Origin of the sequence: Pararhizobium sp. DWP1-1-3 (assembly GCF_049896125.1) — a bacterium.
In the GTDB taxonomy this organism is placed as follows: Bacteria; Pseudomonadota; Alphaproteobacteria; order Rhizobiales; family Rhizobiaceae; genus Pararhizobium.
Genome location: NZ_JAFCTR010000002.1, coordinates 416,260 through 434,506 on the forward strand (window position 1 = coordinate 416,260; position 18,247 = coordinate 434,506).

17 protein-coding genes are annotated in these 18,247 nt (G+C 60.3%); 6 read left to right on the plus strand and 11 right to left on the minus strand.

Annotation, left to right across the window (positions count from 1 at the left end):
* Window position 1 precedes the first annotated feature (1 nt).
* Window positions 2-739 (plus strand): 16S rRNA (uracil(1498)-N(3))-methyltransferase, encoded by a 738-nt coding sequence (locus ACP7BS_RS06585; RefSeq protein ID WP_426237083.1) that lies wholly within the window; start codon window positions 2-4, stop codon window positions 737-739.
* Between the two features lie 146 nt (window positions 740-885).
* Window positions 886-2,259 carry a glutamate--cysteine ligase gene (locus tag ACP7BS_RS06590; protein WP_426237085.1) on the plus strand — a complete coding sequence of 458 codons (1,374 nt, stop codon included), beginning with the start codon at window positions 886-888 and terminating at the stop codon, window positions 2,257-2,259.
* 3 nt (window positions 2,260-2,262) lie between these two features.
* Here ACP7BS_RS06590 and ACP7BS_RS06595 read toward each other — a convergent pair whose 3' ends face one another.
* The gene (locus tag ACP7BS_RS06595; protein WP_426237087.1) at window positions 2,263-2,682 is read right to left on the minus strand and encodes a GNAT family N-acetyltransferase; all 420 of its coding nucleotides are present in this window, start codon (window positions 2,680-2,682) and stop codon (window positions 2,263-2,265) included.
* A gap of 192 nt (window positions 2,683-2,874) precedes the next feature.
* Between ACP7BS_RS06595 and ACP7BS_RS06600 the strand changes: the two genes are divergently transcribed.
* Window positions 2,875-3,726, plus strand: a complete 852-nt coding sequence (locus ACP7BS_RS06600) for a DUF937 domain-containing protein (RefSeq protein ID WP_426237090.1) — start codon at window positions 2,875-2,877, stop codon at window positions 3,724-3,726.
* Between the two features lie 3 nt (window positions 3,727-3,729).
* Here ACP7BS_RS06600 and ACP7BS_RS06605 read toward each other — a convergent pair whose 3' ends face one another.
* Together ACP7BS_RS06605 and ACP7BS_RS06610 are read right to left on the minus strand one after the other, a co-directional pair.
* The gene (locus ACP7BS_RS06605) at window positions 3,730-4,002 is read right to left on the minus strand and encodes a hypothetical protein (protein WP_426228981.1); all 273 of its coding nucleotides are present in this window, start codon (window positions 4,000-4,002) and stop codon (window positions 3,730-3,732) included.
* Window positions 4,003-4,396: 394 nt separating this feature from the next.
* The gene (locus ACP7BS_RS06610) at window positions 4,397-4,690 is read right to left on the minus strand and encodes a DUF1127 domain-containing protein (protein ID WP_426237092.1); all 294 of its coding nucleotides are present in this window, start codon (window positions 4,688-4,690) and stop codon (window positions 4,397-4,399) included.
* 316 nt (window positions 4,691-5,006) lie between these two features.
* On the opposite strand from ACP7BS_RS06610, the gene ACP7BS_RS06615 reads away from it, so the two are divergent.
* Window positions 5,007-5,957 carry a LysR substrate-binding domain-containing protein gene (locus tag ACP7BS_RS06615; protein ID WP_060504715.1) on the plus strand — a complete coding sequence of 317 codons (951 nt, stop codon included), beginning with the start codon at window positions 5,007-5,009 and terminating at the stop codon, window positions 5,955-5,957.
* Between the two features lie 362 nt (window positions 5,958-6,319).
* On the opposite strand, the gene katG is transcribed toward ACP7BS_RS06615, so the two are convergent.
* Window positions 6,320-8,527 carry a catalase/peroxidase HPI gene (katG, locus tag ACP7BS_RS06620; protein WP_426237093.1) on the minus strand — a complete coding sequence of 736 codons (2,208 nt, stop codon included), beginning with the start codon at window positions 8,525-8,527 and terminating at the stop codon, window positions 6,320-6,322.
* Window positions 8,528-8,636: 109 nt separating this feature from the next.
* On the opposite strand from katG, the gene ACP7BS_RS06625 reads away from it, so the two are divergent.
* The gene (locus tag ACP7BS_RS06625) at window positions 8,637-9,536 is read left to right on the plus strand and encodes a hydrogen peroxide-inducible genes activator (RefSeq protein WP_426228984.1); all 900 of its coding nucleotides are present in this window, start codon (window positions 8,637-8,639) and stop codon (window positions 9,534-9,536) included.
* Between the two features lies 1 nt (window position 9,537).
* On the opposite strand, the gene ACP7BS_RS06630 is transcribed toward ACP7BS_RS06625, so the two are convergent.
* The 5 genes from ACP7BS_RS06630 to ACP7BS_RS06650 form a co-directional block, all read right to left on the minus strand.
* Window positions 9,538-10,413, minus strand: coding sequence for a dienelactone hydrolase family protein (locus tag ACP7BS_RS06630; RefSeq protein WP_426237095.1), 876 nt, complete (start codon window positions 10,411-10,413; stop codon window positions 9,538-9,540).
* A gap of 194 nt (window positions 10,414-10,607) precedes the next feature.
* On the minus strand, window positions 10,608-11,390 hold the full coding sequence (locus ACP7BS_RS06635) for a 3-hydroxybutyrate dehydrogenase (RefSeq protein ID WP_426237097.1): 783 nt from the start codon (window positions 11,388-11,390) through the stop codon (window positions 10,608-10,610).
* A gap of 12 nt (window positions 11,391-11,402) precedes the next feature.
* Window positions 11,403-12,143 carry an acetoacetate decarboxylase gene (locus ACP7BS_RS06640; protein WP_426237099.1) on the minus strand — a complete coding sequence of 247 codons (741 nt, stop codon included), beginning with the start codon at window positions 12,141-12,143 and terminating at the stop codon, window positions 11,403-11,405.
* On the minus strand, window positions 12,140-13,270 hold the full coding sequence (locus tag ACP7BS_RS06645) for a DUF3734 domain-containing protein (protein ID WP_426237101.1): 1,131 nt from the start codon (window positions 13,268-13,270) through the stop codon (window positions 12,140-12,142). The genes ACP7BS_RS06640 and ACP7BS_RS06645 overlap by 4 nt, the downstream gene beginning before the upstream one ends.
* A 231-nt stretch (window positions 13,271-13,501) precedes the next feature.
* Window positions 13,502-13,921 carry an MAPEG family protein gene (locus ACP7BS_RS06650; protein ID WP_426237103.1) on the minus strand — a complete coding sequence of 140 codons (420 nt, stop codon included), beginning with the start codon at window positions 13,919-13,921 and terminating at the stop codon, window positions 13,502-13,504.
* A gap of 160 nt (window positions 13,922-14,081) precedes the next feature.
* Between ACP7BS_RS06650 and ACP7BS_RS06655 the strand changes: the two genes are divergently transcribed.
* Window positions 14,082-15,344, plus strand: a complete 1,263-nt coding sequence (locus ACP7BS_RS06655) for a low temperature requirement protein A (protein WP_426237105.1) — start codon at window positions 14,082-14,084, stop codon at window positions 15,342-15,344.
* 61 nt (window positions 15,345-15,405) lie between these two features.
* Here ACP7BS_RS06655 and guaB read toward each other — a convergent pair whose 3' ends face one another.
* On the minus strand, window positions 15,406-16,902 hold the full coding sequence (guaB, locus tag ACP7BS_RS06660; RefSeq protein ID WP_426237107.1) for an IMP dehydrogenase: 1,497 nt from the start codon (window positions 16,900-16,902) through the stop codon (window positions 15,406-15,408).
* A gap of 194 nt (window positions 16,903-17,096) precedes the next feature.
* Complete coding sequence (locus tag ACP7BS_RS06665; RefSeq protein WP_426237108.1) at window positions 17,097-18,089, minus strand: MBL fold metallo-hydrolase; 993 nt, start codon at window positions 18,087-18,089, stop codon at window positions 17,097-17,099.
* Window positions 18,090-18,247: the final 158 nt, after the last annotated feature.

Genomic DNA, 18,247 nt, shown 5'->3' on the forward strand with positions numbered 1-18,247 from the left:
TATGCGCGCCAACTTCCGCATGCAGCGGCTTTTCATCGACGTGACGCTGGTAAAGGGGACGATCTACGAAGTCTCGCGGGAGCAATTCAACTATCTCGTCAATGTGCTGCGCTTCGAAGCGGGCGACGCCGTGCTCGTCTTCAACGGCCGTGACGGCGAATGGCAGGCGGAACTTTCATTTCCGACCAAGAAGCGGCTTTTCCTGACGGCGACCGAACAGGCCCGCCCACAACCGGCGCCGTGCGATCTGCACTATCTGTTTGCGCCGCTGAAAGTCGGCAGGCTCGATTATCTCGTGCAGAAGGCCGTGGAAATGGGCGCCGGCCTGTTGCAGCCGGTGATGACCCAGCATGTGCAGGGCAAGATCAGCAATCTCGACCGGGTCCGCGCCAATGTCGTCGAGGCGGCCGAACAGTGCGGCGTTCTCGGCATCCCCGAGGTTGCCGAGCCGCGCAGGCTGGAAGATATTCTCAGCGGCTGGCCCGGCGATCGCCGGATCATCTTTTGCGACGAGGGCGATAGCGGGCAAAATCCGCTGCCGGTTCTGGCTGCGGTGAAGGAACGCAAATTGGCGCTGCTGATCGGTCCAGAAGGTGGTTTTTCGGATAGCGAACGGTCTTTGCTGCGCAGTCTCGATTTCGTCACGGCCATCCCGCTTGGACCACGAATCCTGCGGGCGGATACGGCGGCTGTGGCAGCGATGGCGGTGATCCAGGCGTCGATCGGCGACTGGCAATAGAAACTGAGGAATTCAAGCCGTTTCGAGGTGTTGAAAATTTGATCCGGCCTTGAAACAATTTCACTTGCACCACACCTGAAACCGGTTCAATCACCCTCCTGATGTCTGCCGTCCGGCAGGTCCAGCCCGTTCAAAAGAAGACGCCCATGGCCAGAGACACCACCGACCAGACGCCGGTTACCTCCGTTGCAGACCTGACCGAATATCTGGCAGAGGGCAACAAGCCGGAGGACAAATTCCGCATTGGTACGGAGCACGAGAAATTTGCCTTCTTCAAGGCAGACAACAGCCCGGTTCCCTATTCCGGTGAGGCCAGCATCTCGGCACTCTTGAACGGCATGGCGCAGAAAAGCGGCTGGGAGCCGATCGTCGACGCCGGCAATATCATCGGCCTCGCCGAACCTTCCGGCCAGGGCGCGATTTCGCTGGAGCCCGGCGGCCAGTTCGAATTGTCCGGCGCGCCGCTCGAAAACCTGCACCAGACCTGCAAGGAATCCAACCGCCATCTGGCCGATCTGCGCGAGATCGCCGAGCCGCTCGGCATCCGCTTTCTCGGCATCGGCGGGAGCCCGAAATGGACGCTGGCGGAAACGCCGCGCATGCCAAAATCGCGGTACGACATCATGAGCCGCTACATGCCGAAGGTCGGCACGCAGGGCCTCGACATGATGTATCGCACCTGTACGATCCAGGTGAACCTCGACTTTTCGTCCGAACAGGACATGCGCCGCAAGATGCAGGTGTCGCTGAAGCTGCAACCGCTGTCGACGGCGCTGTTTGCCAGCTCTCCGTTTACCGACGGCAAGCCGAACGGCCTGCTCTCCTGGCGCGGCGATATCTGGCGCGACACCGACAATCAGCGTGCCGGCGTGCTGCCTGCGGTTTTCAATGCCGATTTCGGCTTCGAGGACTATGTCAAATGGGCGCTCGACGTGCCGATGTATTTCGTCGTTCGCGACGGCAGGTATCATGACTGCACGCATGTCACCTTCCGCCAGTTCATGAACGGCGCGATGAAGGGCGAGCTTGCCGACTGGGAGCCCAATATGGGCGACTGGACCAACCATCTCTCGACGTTATTCCCGGATGTGCGCCTCAAGCGCTTCCTCGAAATGCGCGGCGCCGATGGCGGCCCGTGGCGCCGCATCTGCGCGCTGCCGGCCTTCTGGGTCGGCCTGCTCTACGACGGCGCGGCGCTTGACGCCGCCGAAGACCTGACCCGCGACTGGACCTATGAAGACACGCTTGCCATGCGCAATGCGGTTCCGGTACAGGGCCTTTCGGCGACGCATCGCGGTACGTCCCTGTTCGACATTGCCCGCGAAGTGCTGTCGATTTCGCGCCTCGGGCTGAAAAACCGCAACCGGCTGAACGGCGACGAGGTCGACGAGAGCATCTTCCTCGCCCCGCTCGACGAAGTGCTGGCCAAGAAAGCGACGCTCGCCGAGGATCTGCTGGCGCTCTACAACGGCCGCTGGAATGGTTCGGTCGAGCCGGTGTTTACCGATTATCAATATTAAGCGCTAAAAGCTCTTCTTCAGGAAATAACGCGGGATCGCGTTCGGCGCGCCTTCAAGCTCGCCGAATACGCTATAGCCGAGCTTCTCATAGAACGGCCGCGCCTGGAACTCGAACGTATCCAGCCAGACGCCGATATAGCCGCGGGCACGCGCAATCGCTTCTGCTTCCGCAAGCAGGCGCGAGCCCAGCCCTTGGCCGCGATACGCATCGGGGACAGCCAGATATTTGACGAAGGCCCAGCCGAAGCCATCCATGCCATAGAGACCGCCGACGACGGCCTGCGTGTCCGGATCGCGCAGCAGAATGGCGAAATCCGGCTTCTCCTCGATGGCACCGATATGGAGCGCTGCATGCTGCTCCAGCACGGCAAGGATGGCTGCTGCATCCTGCGGGCTGGCATTTTCGGGGATGATTTCGATCATGGGACGTTTCATGCGGTTCCGCTCTCAGCTTCGGCAATGCCGAGGATAGGCGAACACCCGAACGTTGTGGAGCGTGAAATTATCCCCGCATGGACGGCATTGTCCCGGCTAACAAAAAGCGGTGTTCTCGCGGGTTTTTGCCGTTATAGTGCAGACACATGCGTTGCGCTGCCTGCTGGAGAGGACGAAAAGATGATCCCGCTTTTTGATATGATGATGCAGGCGCAGAATGGCAACGCCATGGATGTGATGGCCAAGCAGTTCGGCCTCGCCCAGGAACAGATGGCCAAGGCGACGGCGGCTTTGATGCCGGCCTTTTCCACCGCGCTGAAGCGCAACACTGCCAATCCCTATGATTTCAGCACCTTCCTCGCTGCCATGTCGAACGGCAATTACGCCCAGTATTTCGAGGACATGAACAAGGCCTTCACGCCGCAGGGATTGGCTGACGGCAACACTATTCTCAACCAGCTTTTCGGCTCCAAGGACATGCTTCAGGCCGTCTCGGCGCAGGCAGCGCAGATAACAGGCATCGGCCAGGACATCTACAAGCAGATGCTGCCGGTGGTGGCGAGTGCGATCATGGGCGGACTGTTCAAGCAGGCATCCGGACAGATGGGCAGCCCGATGGGGGGAATGGCAAATCCCTTCGCCAATACGCCGATGGAAGCGATGATGAAGCCGTGGCTGGAAGCATCCGGCTTTACCAAGAAGCCGCAGCCAGCACCCAATCCCTTCGACAATCCCTTCACGCAGGCGATGCAGGGCTTCTTCGGCATGGCCAAGCCTGAGGAAAAACAGCAATCCGCACCGGATATGTTTGCCGCCAATCCTTTTGTGAAGGCTTTTCAGGACATGATGAGCGCAAGGCCGCAAGCGGCGGCCGCTCCGGAGCCGGAAAAAAAGCCCGCCGATTCCAATCCGATGGCGCCGTTCACGGAGATGTTCAACAGCATGTTCGACAGCGGGCTGGAAGCGCAGAAGGAATACCAGAAGAATATCGACGGGTTGTTCGATACCTACCGGAAGAACACCACGGCTTGAACGTCACTCTGCTGGAAGTTGAAGGTCCAAACCCTCGGCATAGTGGGATAACTGTACCGACAATTCCCGTGCTGCAGCGGCCGAGATCGACACTTGAATCTGATGCGGGGCCTGATCCGTGTCGTGGTAGATTTCGTGTTCGCGCTGCGAGCGGACATAGCCTACGCGCAATACGATCTGCCCCAGGACCGATGCGACGCCCCATTCGACCAAACCATGGGTCTTCATCTTCCCATCATTGTCGAAATTCCATTTACTTGTGTCGGCATTGTTCACTGCAAAACTCCTTGCGGGAGGAAGTGGTGTAGCTACAATACGTTGAGCCTACCTAATGTTCCATCAGCCTTAAGAAGTAAGCAGGAGGTACGCGCGCTATCCGCAGATCGCGACAGGAGATGGCGCCCGCAAACTCGCCCTGAGAGTTTCGCCCAACCCACCCATTCTCTCACCAGACCCGGAAAAGAAAAAGCCCGGTACCGGGTCTTGGGGACCGGGCACCGGGCAAGCAGCAGGGCAATTGGCTCTAACCCTGCGGGGAACGGTAACGCGCAGAGGCGGCTGCGCGTCCCTGTTGCGTGCAACGTTTTTCAACGTCTGAGGCACGCAACAAAACTCTTGAACTGCTTAGCGGGACCTTCCGGCCTTGAGCCCCGCGTAGCCAATGCGCGGATCAATCGAGACGCGCATTCCGGTAAAACGTGTTCGCCCGATTGCGGGATGCCTGTGTCAGTTGACGGCCCGGATCCTCGAAAAAGGACGATGTCAGCGCCTCGCGTACTTCGTGGCGGCAAAGCCCCATGTCGAGCAGCTGATGATCATCGAGATCGCGCAGCCGCCCGATGGAATTTCGGCTTCGCAGCTGGCGCCATACCGACATCAGCACGCCCATCAACCCCGTCTGGCGGGATGTCGCGGACAGCTTCCCGGTTAGGGTGAGGTCAAGTGCGTGGTCGGTCGTGCGCATGATGCTTACTCCTTTTTCAGGGCACGTCAGCGCCGCACGTCGTTCAGACGTGCAAAGGTCGCTGTCATTCTAGGTTTTCCCCGATCGATTTCGATCTTGGAAATTATGCAAGGGCGACCCATCCCCGCAGGGAGGTCGGCGCGGGGGCTGGGTCGAAACCATGATGGTGGACCGGCTTTGCAGGTGGCTCGCCGGGAACTTTCAGAATGCGATTTGCCAGACCAGATTCGCAAATCCTTATTGATCAGTCCAACGAATGTTTCTAATGGTATTCATCAAACAATCTTATGAGTGCTCTTTTTTGAGGACCGGGACCATGTCCGCACCGCTCGATATCGATCAACTGCAAACGTTCGTTGCCATCGCCGATACCGGTAGCTTCACCAAGGCTGCGGATCGCGTTTTCAAAACCCAGTCAGCTGTCTCGATGCAGATGCGCCGGCTGGAAGAGCGCATCGGCAAGCAGCTGTTCGCCAAGGACGGCCGTGGCAACCGGCTGACGACCGAGGGCGACCGGCTGCTCAATTTTGCCCGGCGGATGATCCGCCTCAACAATGAGGCAATCGCTTCCTTCGACGACAACCGGCTGGAAGGCACGCTTCGGATCGGCACGCCGGACGACTATGCCGACCGCTACATGCCGGAAATCATCGTCCGTTTTGCCAAGACCCATCCGAATGTCGAGCTCAACATCGTCTGCGAGCCCTCGGTGGATCTTGCCGAGAAGATGGCCAAGGGTGAACTCGACATCGCGCTGGTGACGCATAATCCCCGCGCCCGCGCATCCGACGTCGTGCGCACCGAGCCGCTCTGCTGGGTCAGCTCGATCAACCATCCGTTGCCGGAAAACGCGCCGGTACCGCTTGCCGTCGGCAAACGCGACTGCGCCTGGCGGCAAGCCGCCTGCTCGGCGCTCGATGCAACGGGCAAGGAATACAATATCCTGTTTACCAGCTGGTCCTCGACGGTGGTGGCCGCTGCTGTATTGGCCGGCATGGCCGTTTCGGTGCTGCCGGAATCGGCGTTGCGCACCGGCATGAAGGTTTTGACCCAGGCGGACGGCTTTCCCGCGCTGGCTCCGGTACAGATCGGCATCATGAAGCGTCCGGGTCTCTCGCCCTCGCTGTCGAATGCGATCACCAACCACATCACCGCCTGTCTCGACAACATCACGCCGACGACAAGCACCGATGATCTGGACGGCGACATGAAGAATTTTCCGCGCTATCCGCGGCTGCGGCAGAGCCATATGCTGCCTGGCTGGTAAGGCCAGCGCATCCGGACCAGCAAAAAGGCCGTGCTCCTTGCGGAGGCGCGGCCCTTTTGTATCTGCTTTAATTGATACTCGGCCATAAAACGCGGCCGTAAAAATCGACTGCAATATAATTTGGTCATACGCAGCCCCAAAAAGCACTGCCGGGCATTTATACGATAATTTGAATATATGCCCAATAGGTCAAGTGGACCATTTTTGGTGGAATCCCCTAGGAAATTAGGGGTTGGTTAACGACAGACGGCTTTCATCTCGCCCGCGCAACGCAAACCGGGCCCTTTTCAGAGCCCGGCTTCTTAAATTTTGATGGTTGACTTCCGCCGCCTTGCGGCGTCGATCGCGTGCCGTAAACCGGATCAGGCGATATCGAACCGGTCTGCGTTCATCACCTTGTTCCAGGCAGCAACGAAGTCACGGACGAATTTGCCCTGTGCATCGTTCTGGCCGTAGACTTCGGCCAAGGCGCGCAGCTGGGAATTCGAGCCGAAGACGAGATCGGTGCGGGTGGCGGTCCATTTCAGCTCGCCGGTTGTCCGATCACGTCCTTCGAAAACGTCCTTATCCGGCGAGGCCGCTTTCCAGACCGTACCCATATCCAGCAGGTTGACGAAGAAGTCGTTGCTCAGGGTTTCGGGGCGCGTTGTGAAGACGCCGTGCTGGACCTGCCCATGATTGGCGTTCAGCGCCCGAAGGCCGCCGATGAGAACCGTCATTTCCGGAGCCGTCAGGGTGAGCAGCTGCGCCTTGTCGATCAACAGTTCCTCGGCCGATACCGTGAAGCTTGCCTTCTGATAGTTGCGGAAACCGTCCGAAACCGGCTCAAGCACCGAGAAGGATTCGATGTCTGTCTGTTCCTGCGTCGCGTCGGTGCGGCCGGGCGTGAAGGCAACGGCAACATCCTGACCGGCACTCTTTGCCGCCTTTTCGACAGCGGCGGCACCGCCGAGCACGATCAGATCGGCCAGTGATACTTTCTTGCCGCCCAGGTGTGCGTCGTTGAACGCCCTCTGGATGCCTTCGAGCGTGGCGAGAACCGTCGCCAGCTGCTCGGGCTGATTGGCCTGCCAATCCTTTTGCGGAGCAAGACGGATGCGCGCACCATTGGCACCGCCACGCTTGTCGGAACCGCGGAAGGTCGATGCCGAGGCCCAGGCAGTCGAGACCAGTTGCGAAACCGTCAAGCCTGACGCCAGGATCTTTTCCTTGAGGTCGGCAATATCGGCCGCATCGATCAGCGGATGATCCACAGCCGGGATCGGATCCTGCCAGATCAGGTCTTCGCTGGGCACTTCCGGACCGAGATAACGCACCTTCGGACCCATGTCGCGGTGGGTCAGCTTGAACCAGGCGCGGGCAAAGGCATCGGCGAACTGATCCGGATTTTCGTAGAAGCGGCGCGAGATCTGCTCGTAGGCCGGATCGAAGCGCAGCGCCAGATCGCTGGTCAGCATGGCAGGTGCATGACGCTTTTCAGGGTCGTGAGCATCCGGGACCGAGCGGGCGCCCATGCCGTGCTTCGGGGTCCACTGGTGGGCACCGGCCGGGCTCTTGGTCAGTTCCCATTCATAGCCGAAGAGGTTCCAGAAGAAGTTGTTGCTCCAGCGCGTCGGCGTCGAGGTCCAGGTGACTTCCAGGCCGCTGGAAATGGTGTCACCACCCTTGCCGCTGCCATAGCTGCTGGCCCAGCCGAGACCCTGTTGCTCGATATCGGCGCCTTCCGGCTCCCGGCCGACATGGGCGGCGTCGCCGGCACCATGGGTCTTGCCGAAGGTATGGCCGCCGGCGATGAGAGCAACGGTTTCCTCGTCGTTCATGGCCATGCGGGCGAAAGTTTCGCGGATGTCGCGGGCAGAAGCCAGCGGGTCCGGATTGCCGTTCGGGCCTTCCGGGTTGACGTAGATCAGGCCCATTTGCACAGCTGCCAGAGGGTTTTCGAGATCGCGGTCGCCGCTATAGCGTTTGTCGTCGAGCCAGGTGCGTTCCGCACCCCAATAGATATCTTCTTCCGGCTCCCAGACATCGGCACGGCCACCGGCAAAACCGAAGGTCTTGAAGCCCATCGATTCCAGCGCGCAATTGCCGGCCAGGACCAGAAGATCGGCCCAGGACAGCGTGGTGCCGTATTTCTGCTTGATCGGCCAGAGCAGGCGGCGAGCCTTGTCGAGATTGACGTTATCCGGCCAGCTGTTGAGCGGCGCAAAGCGCTGGGTGCCGGAGGACGCACCGCCGCGGCCATCGCCGGTGCGATAGGTGCCGGCGCTGTGCCAGGCCATGCGGATGAAGAAGGGACCGTAATGGCCGAAATCGGCCGGCCACCAATCCTTCGAATCCGTCATCAGGGCGAAGATGTCCTGCTTGACTGCGGCAAGATCGAGCGTCTTGAATGCCTCGGCATAATCAAAACCAGTGCCCAGCGGGTCGGACAGGGCCGAATTCTGGTGCAGAATCTTCAAGTTGAGCTGGTTCGGCCACCATTCCCGGTTCGATGTCCCCTCGCCCGAGTTGCTGGTGAGCGACCCGTGCATGACCGGACACTTGCCCGTATTCTCGACTTTGGCGTCCATTCCTGCCTCCTGTTTGAAATGCAATTTCGTCGGTTCCGCCGCAACATCCCCTAAAAGTTCCATAATTTCCAATTGTATTTAATTGAATTATCGATAGGATAAACTTATCATGATCACCATACGCCAAATGCGCTATTTTGATGCGCTCGCCAGCGCCCGGCATTTCGGGCGGGCAGCCCTGATGGTCAATGTCAGCCAGCCTGCCCTCTCGGCGCAGATCGCCGAAATGGAACGCGAACTCGGCGTCAAGCTGGTCGAGCGCGGCAGGGGGCCGACACTTTTGACCCGCGAGGGCGAAGCGCTTTTGCCGGAAATACGCAAAATTCTCGGTGGTATCGATCAACTCTACCAGCAGGCGCGGCAGGTCACCGGGGTGCTGGAAGGCAAACACCGGCTGGGGATCATCCCGACCGTTGCCCCCTATCTCGTGCCCGTGCTCATTCCGCTGGTGCGCCAGCGCTATCCCAATCTGCAGATCGAGCTGAAAGAGCTTCTGACCGGCCCCCTCCTCGACGAGTTGCGCCACGGCCGGCTCGACAGCGTCATCGTTGCGCTGCCGATCGACGAGGAAAACCTGTCGAGCTCACTGCTGTTCGAAGACAGGTTCCTGATCGCCAGCACGGAGGATGAAAACACCATCCTGATGTCGCCGATGACCGAGGACAAGGTCGATGTCGAGCGGCTGCTTCTGCTCGAGGAAGGCCACTGCCTGCGCGATCATGCGCTGGCCGTTTGCGGCATTCATTCCGGCCGGCGCGTCGCCAATTATGGCGCGACGTCGATGGCGACGCTTTTGCAGATGGTCAGCCACGGCATGGGCATCACGCTGATCCCGGAGATCGCCGTCAACGACGAAAAGACCCGCAACCGCATGCGGATCGTCCCCTTCGCCGAGCCGCAGCCGTCGCGCAAGATCGGGCTGGTCTGGCGCACGCGCAGCGGCCGCCAGAACGACCAGCACGCCTTGGCCAGCCTGATTTCGGAGGCCGCCAGGCGTCTGCTGCAATAGGTCAGACGACCTTCGCTTTCAGGAACTCCACCGTCCGGCCCCAGGCCAGATCCGCAGCTTTCTTGTCGTAGCGGGCAGCCGACGTGTCGTTGTTGAAGGCGTGGTTGACGCCATCATAGACGTGAATGGCGAAGTCCTTGCCGTTGTCGGTGAGTGCCTTCTTATAGGCATCGATGCCGGCATTGATGCGGTCGTCGAGACCGGCGTATTGCAACAGAAGCGCCGCCTTGATCTTCGGTACGTCCTCGGCCGGCGGCTGGGCACCGTAATAGGCGACGCCGGCTTTCAGGTCCGGAGAGGCAACGGCCAGCTTGTTGACCATGCCGCCACCCCAGCAAAAGCCGATCGCACCCGCCTTGCCGGTGGTGAGGTCATTGCCTTCAAGATAGGTGACGGTCGCAACCGCATTATCGACGGTCTGCTTGCCGTCCAGCGCACCGATCATTTCGCGGGCCTTGTCCTCGTCGGCCGGCGTTCCACCGGCGGGCGACAGGAAGTCCGGGGCGAGCGCCACGAAACCTTCCAGCGCCATGCGGCGGGCGACGTCCTTGATATGCGGATTGAGGCCACGGTTCTCGTGGATGACGATGACGGCGGGCAGCTTGCCGGTCGCATCGGCCGGGCGCGCCAGATAGCCCTTCATATCGCCACCGGCACCGGGATAGGTGACATCCTCGGCTTTCACACGTGCATCGGTTTCCGGGACGATTTCCGCCTGAGCGCTATCGGCGGCCAACAGCGGCGCGATGGCTGCGGCGGTTGCGGCCGATCCGGTCAGCGCCGTCAGCTTTCGCATGAAAGCGCGGCGGTCGAGGCTCAAATGGGTGTACTCGTCATAGGCGTTGATCATCGCCTGGGTGATCTGCGGCTTGTTCATGCTTTCCTCCTGTGGCCGGCGCCGTCAGGTCCCAAGGACATGCAGACGCGCTGTAATGGCGTTCGGTCACGACACAGTGCGAGCATGACCGGCCAAAACACAGAATTGCGGCACTTGCAGCGTTAGACAATGACAACACCGCACAGTTGACGCAAACGTGATCCGGACGATGCCGGCCGGATCACGTTTGTTGCCTATTGCATGTACCAGCCGTGGCTGACGACGAGCGACTGGCCGGTCAGCGCATTGGTCTCGAAGCCAGCGAACAAGAGCGCCACTTCGGCGACGTCCTCGACGGTGGTGAATTCGGCATCAACGGTGCCGCCGAGCATCATCTTCCTGACGACCTCGTCTTCCGAGATGCCGAGCGCCTTCGCCTGTTCCGGGATCTGCTTTTCAACCAGCGGCGTCTTTACAAAACCAGGGCAGATGACGTTGGCACGCACGCCGTCCGGTCCACCTTCCTTGGCAACCACGCGGGCAAGGCCGAGCAGGCCGTGTTTGGCGGTGACATAGGCGGATTTCAGCGGCGAAGCCTCGTGGCTATGCACCGAGCCCATATAGATGATCGCGCCGCCCTTCTGCGCCTTCATGTGCGGAATGCAGGCCTTGGTGGTGAGGAAGGCGCCGTCAAGATGGATGGCGAGCATCTTCTTCCAGTCGGAAAAGGCATAGTCCTCGATCTTGTTGACGATCTGGATGCCGGCATTGGAGACGAGCACGTCCACCCTGCCCCATTTGGCAACGACGGCGGCAACGCCGGCATTGACGGCGTCTTCGCTGGTCACGTCCATGGCAATGCCGATCGCCTCGCCTGGCCCCTGCGCCGTCAGGTCCTTGGCCGTCGCCTCCGCCGCTTCGAGCTTCAGGTCGGCGATGACGACCTTGGCGCCTTCCGACACATACTTCTTGGCAATCGCCAGGCCGATGCCGCTGGCCGAGCCGGTGACGATGCAGACCTTGTCCTTGAGTTTCATGGTTTTAACTCCCTATTTTGCAAGATAATCATGGACCACTTCGCCGAGGCCCAGCGTCAGGTCGGAGAGAATATGGACGGCGGATTTGACTTCCAGCACCGGCAGGTCGGCGACAGGTGCCAGCGCATGCGGAAACAGCGCCAAGGCGCCTGGACCTTCCCAGGCCCCCTTCACCGTCAGGTCTTCGAGATAGTAGCGGACAAGCTCGCAGATGCGCGGCGTGCAATCGACATGCGGAATGATCTTCAGCATGAAATTCGGCTGTTTCAGGCTTTCCAGGACCTTGGCCGTGTCGAGCGTGCGATGCTTGAAACCCATGGTCGCGGTTGCCACCCGCTGGCCGCCATAGTCGAGCGTGCCGACCAGCGCATCCTTCATCGATGTCAGCGATGGCTCTGCAAGCTTCTTCGGGAAACCCCAGATCTCGCGGCCACCGGCGATCGGCGCGTCGTCGTTCAGATACATCGAGTGCACATAGCCGCCGTGCACGCCCTCGTAAGTAACCGGGATGACCTGGCCGGACTCGGTATAATCGCCGAAACCGGTCGAATCCGGCATGCGGATGAACTCGTATTTCACCAGAGGTTCATCGAACTGCAGCGGCTCGGGCACCACCCGGCGCAAGGCTTCCGGGTCGGTGCGGTAGGTGATGATCATGTATTCGCGGTTGACGAACCGGTATGGCCCCGGCGGATAGGATGGGCTGGTCAGCGGCATGGCAAAGGCATTGCGGACGACATCTTCGATTTTCATGGCTTTTTCCCACGCAGGCGTTGCTCGGCAAGATCGAAAACCCGTATCCCATTGGTCGGACGCGTGCGGTTGAGCCAATCCGGATGGTTGAGCGTTTCGACCACATCGTCATGTCCGGCCTTCCAGTGTTCCTCCACCGAGAGCCGGGAAAACTCGTAATCCTTGGACCCGCTTTCATAGGCCGCATGCCGGTAGATCAGGTGCACCATGGTGACGGCGCTATCATTGCCGATCTTTTCGAGCAGCCGCGCGTCCGGATCGTCCTTCAACTCCGTCGGAAGCTTTTCCATCAGCCGCTTGGCCGCCATGCGGACAGTCTGCAGCTTGCGGAACTGGTCGGTGTTGAGGCGCGTGCGGCTGGAGAAGCGGATTTCCTTTTCACGGGCCTCGACATCGAACAGATCCTTCGGCATCTTCCCCCTCGCGCTGAACAGATCGACCTGGAAAATACACATGTCGCTTTCCAGTTCGCCGCCGCCGAGAATGCGCTGGAGAGGCGTATTGGAGACGATGCCGCCATCCCAATAGTACCGGCCGTCTATTTCCACCGGCGCAAAGCCCGGCGGCAGGGCGCCGGACGCGGCCACGTGTTTCGGCGAAAAATCGCATTCCGTATTGTCGAAATAATTGAAATTGCCGCTGACGACATCGACCGCTCCCAGACTGAGGCGGACGGCACCGGCATTGATCAGGTCGAAATCGATCAGACCGGCCAGTGTTTCCTGAAGGGGGGCGGTGTCGTACAGGCTGATCGCGGCCATCGGATCGCCTGGAATGTTCCAGGGCGCGAAGGCACGCGGCGTGAAGAAACCGGGAACGCCCGTCAGCGAACCGAGGACGGCAGCCGACTCGTTGAACCACTTGCGCATAACATCGCCATTGCCGAGGAAATGACCCGGCAGACCGGACGATACGCGATGCCAGAAGGTGCGCAGGTTATCGACACGGGCATCTATCGGGCTACCGGCAATGATGGCGGAGTTGATGGAACCGATGGAGATGCCGGCCAGCCAATCGGGGCGGATACCGGCTTCGTGCAGAGCCTCGTAGGCACCGGCCTGATAGGCGCCGAGAGCACCGCCGCCCTGAAACACCAGAACAGTCTTTCCCATCGGAATGGTACTCACTGAATGCGCCCCCTTCGTATGCTGCAATTGCGAAATGTTAGCACTTGGAAATGACGGCGTCCTGCTTCCGCAAATTAAGTTTTCGTAATGCGGGACGAGCAGAAGGAAAGCTTATTTCATTTATATTCAATTCGTTAGAAGAACATTCGACGCGCCACCCTACCCGTTCGCCGGGATGCTAACCCAGGACTGCGCGCTGTGCAATGCAACAGAATGTGACGCCGGACCCCGTCAAAAACCGGCGATGTGAACTGCAAAAAGCACCCACAAGACGAAATTCAACACGAACCCGGCGACGAAGAGCCGTTGGCGGACGCGCAACCGGTTGGACGTTACATGAATATAGGCATGGGCAAAACGGCTGAGCACGAACAGCCAAGCAATGGCGACCACGGCATGACTGACGCCCGCCGTTACATACAGCAGCGTGCAAACCAGAAAGAAAAGCACGGGCAGCTCGAACTGGTTGATCAGGCTGCGGGCGACGGTGGCGCTGGGCTCCGGCTCGATCGCCGGAATCCAGAAATCCGACGCTTTGGCGGTTCCGGCGCGCACGGCGCCGTAACGGCGCCTCAACATCAGGAAATAGATCGCGTGGATCAGCGCGACCTGCGCGATGACCGGCCAGAAGATTGCAGTCGATATGGGCATGATCACTCCGTTGATTCGCACCGGACTTGATCTATAGCGGGCGAGCAGGAAATCCAGAACAGCATCGGCAGCGCTCCTGCAGCCCGCTCCATGCTTGACAGCTGTTTTGTGAATGAAGGATGCTCAAAACAGTGCCTCCGCAGCCGTAAGAAAGACCCGTATGTCCGAACAGCATGCTCCCGTAGCCCCACTGCCCACCCATCATGCCGCCCCGATGCGCGGACGCGACCCTCACGAACACCACCGGGTGGCGACGCCGCTCGAACTGCTGTTCGACCTGACCTTCGTCATCGCTTTTGGCGTTGCCGGGTCACAGCTCGCCCATCTGCTGGCCGAAGGCCATTACGCCGCCGGGCTGATGGGCTTTGGCTTTGCGATGTTTGCCGTCTGCTGGGCCTGGGTGAACTTTTCGTGGTTTGCCTCCGCCTTCGACACCGACGACTGGATCTACCGGCTGACCACCATGGTGCAGATGGTCGGCGTGCTGATCCTGGCGCTCGGACTGCCTCAAATGTTCGAATCGATCGACAAGGGCGCACATGTCGATAATGGCATCATGGTGCTCGGCTATGTCGTCATGCGGGTGGCGATGATTTTTCAATGGCTGCGGGCCGCCCGGCAAACACCGGATTGCCGCCCTGCCTGTCTGTCCTATGTGACGGCGATCTCGATTGCCCAGATCGGCTGGATCGCGCTGATCTTCATCGACATGCCGCTGCTGCCGACCTTTCTCTGCGTCGTCCTGCTCACCCTGATCGAAATGCTGGGCCCAATCATTGCCGAACGCAAAGGCGGCGGCACACCGTGGCACGCACACCATATCGCCGAGCGCTACGGGCTGCTGGCAATCATCACGCTCGGGGAAGGTGTCGTCGGAACCGTGGCATCGATTTCGGCCATCGTCGGCGAGCAGGGATGGAGCCTTGATGCCATCCTGATCTGCGTTGCCGGCACCGGGCTCACCTTCGGCATGTGGTGGCTGTATTTCCTTATGCCGTCAGCCCAGGTCCTGCACCGCTTCCGCAACCGCGCCTTCCTCTGGGGATACGGTCACATGGCGATCTTCGCATCGATCGCGGCGACAGGTGCTGGCCTGCATGTGGCGGCCTATTACATCGAGCATAAGGCGCATATCGGCGCGGTTGCCGCTGTTCTCACCGTCGCCGTGCCGGTGTTTGCCTATGTCACCCTGGTCTTTGCGCATTACGTCTATCTGCTGCGCAAGCTGGAGACCTTCTATCTCGGGCTGATGATCGGCATGACGGCGGTGGTTATCCTGGCCGTCCTGTGTGCTGCCGCAGGCGTCAACATGACCTTCTGCCTTATCATCCTGATGTTCTCGCCGCTCGTTCCCGTCGTCGGTTACGAGGTCAAGGGCCATCGTTACGGCAGCGCCGCCCTTCAGCGGGCGCTGGGGGCGTAGACAAAGAAAAAGCGGCGAAGACATCTCCGCCGCTTTTCATATTCAGAGTCAGTACAGTCGCTCAGCTTGCGCCCGGATAGTTCGGGCTTTCGCGGGTAATCGTCACATCATGGGCGTGGCTTTCGCGCAGGCCCGCACCGGATATGCGCACGAACGTGGCGCGCTCCTGGAAGTCCTTGATGGTCGCGCCGCCGACATACCCCATCGAGGCCTTCAGACCGCCTGCCAGCTGATGCAGAACGCCGGAGACCGGGCCCTTGTACGGAACCTGGCCTTCGATGCCTTCCGGCACCAGCTTCAGGGTGTCGCGCACTTCTGCCTGGAAATAGCGGTCAGCCGAGCCGCGCGCCATGGCGCCGACGGAGCCCATGCCGCGATAGGCCTTGAACGAGCGGCCCTGGTAGAGGAACACTTCGCCCGGGCTTTCATCGGTGCCGGCAAGCAGCGAGCCGATCATGCAGGCCGAAGCACCGGCAGCGATCGCCTTGGCCAGATCGCCCGAGAACTTGATGCCGCCATCGGCGATAACCGGGATATTGGCCGCCTGGGCCGCCTCGACAGCCGACATGATGGCTGCGAGCTGCGGCACGCCGACACCGGCGACGATGCGGGTGGTGCAGATCGATCCTGGGCCGATACCGACCTTGACAGCATCCGCACCTGCATCGATCAGCGCCTTGGTGCCGCCGGCAGTGGCGACATTGCCGGCCATGACGCGAACCGAGTTCGACATGGTCTTGACCTTGGTCACGGCGTCGAGAACGCGTTGCGAATGACCATGAGCCGTGTCGACGACGATCAGATCGACGCCGGCATCGATCAACCGTTCGGCCCGCTCGATACCGTCGTCGCCAACGCTGATGGCGGCAGCGGCACGCAGGCGGCCCTGCGCATCCTTCGAGGCATTCGGGTTGAGCTGCGACTTTTCAATATCCTTGACCGTGATCAGACCGACGCAACGGCGGTCAGCATCGATGACCAGCAGCTTTTCGATGCGGTGCGTGTGAAGAAGACGCTTGGCTTCCTTCTGGTCGACGTTTTCGGTCACCGTGATCAGGTTTTCACGGGTCATCAGTTCGTAGATCTTCTGGCCTGGGTCCGATGCAAACCGCACATCGCGGTTGGTCAGGATACCGACGAGGCGGCCGGGAATCTTGCCGGTTGCATTTTCGACGACCGGGATGCCGGAGATCGAGTACATCTTCATCAGCGCCAGCGCGTCGGCAAGCGTTGCGTCGGGGCCGATCGTGACCGGATTGACGACCATGCCGCTTTCGAACTTCTTGACCTGGCGAACCTGCTCGGCCTGTTCGATCGGGGTGAGATTGCGGTGGATGACACCGATGCCGCCGGCCTGCGCCATGGCGATTGCCAAACGGCCTTCCGTGACCGTGTCCATCGCCGAGGAGAGGATCGGCAGGTTGAGGTCGATGTCCTGGGCGATGCGGGTGGCGATATTCGTCTGCCCCGGCATGACCTCGGAATGTCCGGGTTGCAGAAGAACGTCGTCGAAGGTCAATGCCTCCAAGCCGGTTGCCGTTTCGATGATGCGCGCCATGGCCAAATCCCTTCAGTAAAAGGTGTTCTCCCCGCACAGTTTGACAACTGTGCGGTGGAAGACTCGCCGCGCTCAAGCGGGCGAGAGTTTCTTGGAAGTTGGCGAGGGCTGGTAACACGGATATGACGGGTTGGAAATAGCAAAAGCCCGGCAAGAGTGCCGGGCCAGCCAAGATTCTGTTCGCAAGTGCGATATCAGGTTTCGAACTGGTAGGTCTCCGGCACGAATCGATAGCCCTGTTCGAACTTCTCAATGAAGCCCACGGCCGGGAACGGCATGTGGTAGCCGACGAAGGGCAGGCGGTCGGCAGCGACCATGTCGAAGACCCTTTTGCGCGATGCGGCAGCCTTGGTCTTGTCCATGTCGAACTTCACTTCCCAATCCGGGCGCTGCAGCGACAGCACGAAATGGTTGGCGGTATCGGCCGTCAGCACCAGACCCTTGCCTTCCGATTCGACCTTGAAGACCATATGCCCCGGAGAATGGCCAAAGGCCGCCATCGCGGTGATGCCGGGCACGACCTCTGCACCATCGGCGATGAAGGTCATCTTTTCGGCCAGCGGCACGACGTTTTTCAAGACGCCCTTGTGCCCGCCCTCGGCCGGCGTTCCGACGCGGGCTTCGTCCTTCCAGAAATCGAACTCGGCCTGGCCTGCGACATAGCGGGCATTCTTGAAGGCCGGTGCGCCGCCTTCCATCAGTCCGCCGATATGATCGCCGTGCATGTGGGTGATGACGACGATACTGACCTGATCGGCCGTGTAACCGGCGGCCGAAATTCCTTCAAGCAGATGACCGGCACCGGCCTGCCGTCCGCCCTCGCCCATGCCGGTATCGAACAGGATCACCTCCGTGCCGGTATCGATCAGGGTCGGCGAGAAGCCGTTGACGAATTTGTCGGTGGGCAGGAAGTTGGCTTTGAGCAGATCGCCGACCGCCTGCGGGGTCTGGTCGGTGCCGAAGGTTTCCTCCGGTTTTTCGCCGATACGCAGGCCGTCGCTGATGACGGTGACGCCGAAAGTGCCGAGCTTGAAACTGCTGGTCCTGCCTGCCGGTATTTTCATCATGTCCGCTTTCGGTTCGCTTTGCGCAAAAGCCGCCCGCGTCATCACGAACGGTGCCGCCAGGGCGCCAGCGGCCGTCGCTCCAAATAGGGCACGGCGGCTCAAGGGAATAGACGTCGTCATGCTGTTCTCCATTTTTTTGATTGGAAGGCTGGCATTGTTGGATTGAACGGGGGGTGCGTCCAATCAACAAGGCGACATCTAGGGTCTTGACAGGAGATGGCCGCTGAACTCACACGGATGTGATCGCAAAGTGAGCACCAGACCGCGACTTTCGCCGC

Coding starts and splice junctions, on each gene's coding strand:
- ACP7BS_RS06585 (WP_426237083.1), top strand. CDS start 2: ATGCGCGCCAACTTCCGCATGCAGCGGCTTTTCATCGACGTGACGCTG.
- ACP7BS_RS06590 (WP_426237085.1), top strand. CDS start 886: ATGGCCAGAGACACCACCGACCAGACGCCGGTTACCTCCGTTGCAGAC.
- ACP7BS_RS06595 (WP_426237087.1), bottom strand. CDS start 2,682: ATGATCGAAATCATCCCCGAAAATGCCAGCCCGCAGGATGCAGCAGCC.
- ACP7BS_RS06600 (WP_426237090.1), top strand. CDS start 2,875: ATGATCCCGCTTTTTGATATGATGATGCAGGCGCAGAATGGCAACGCC.
- ACP7BS_RS06610 (WP_426237092.1), bottom strand. CDS start 4,690: ATGCGCACGACCGACCACGCACTTGACCTCACCCTAACCGGGAAGCTG.
- ACP7BS_RS06615 (WP_060504715.1), top strand. CDS start 5,007: ATGTCCGCACCGCTCGATATCGATCAACTGCAAACGTTCGTTGCCATC.
- katG (WP_426237093.1), bottom strand. CDS start 8,527: ATGGACGCCAAAGTCGAGAATACGGGCAAGTGTCCGGTCATGCACGGG.
- ACP7BS_RS06625 (WP_426228984.1), top strand. CDS start 8,637: ATGATCACCATACGCCAAATGCGCTATTTTGATGCGCTCGCCAGCGCC.
- ACP7BS_RS06630 (WP_426237095.1), bottom strand. CDS start 10,413: ATGAACAAGCCGCAGATCACCCAGGCGATGATCAACGCCTATGACGAG.
- ACP7BS_RS06635 (WP_426237097.1), bottom strand. CDS start 11,390: ATGAAACTCAAGGACAAGGTCTGCATCGTCACCGGCTCGGCCAGCGGC.
- ACP7BS_RS06640 (WP_426237099.1), bottom strand. CDS start 12,143: ATGAAAATCGAAGATGTCGTCCGCAATGCCTTTGCCATGCCGCTGACC.
- ACP7BS_RS06650 (WP_426237103.1), bottom strand. CDS start 13,921: ATGCCCATATCGACTGCAATCTTCTGGCCGGTCATCGCGCAGGTCGCG.
- ACP7BS_RS06655 (WP_426237105.1), top strand. CDS start 14,082: ATGTCCGAACAGCATGCTCCCGTAGCCCCACTGCCCACCCATCATGCC.
- guaB (WP_426237107.1), bottom strand. CDS start 16,902: ATGGCGCGCATCATCGAAACGGCAACCGGCTTGGAGGCATTGACCTTC.
- ACP7BS_RS06665 (WP_426237108.1), bottom strand. CDS start 18,089: ATGACGACGTCTATTCCCTTGAGCCGCCGTGCCCTATTTGGAGCGACG.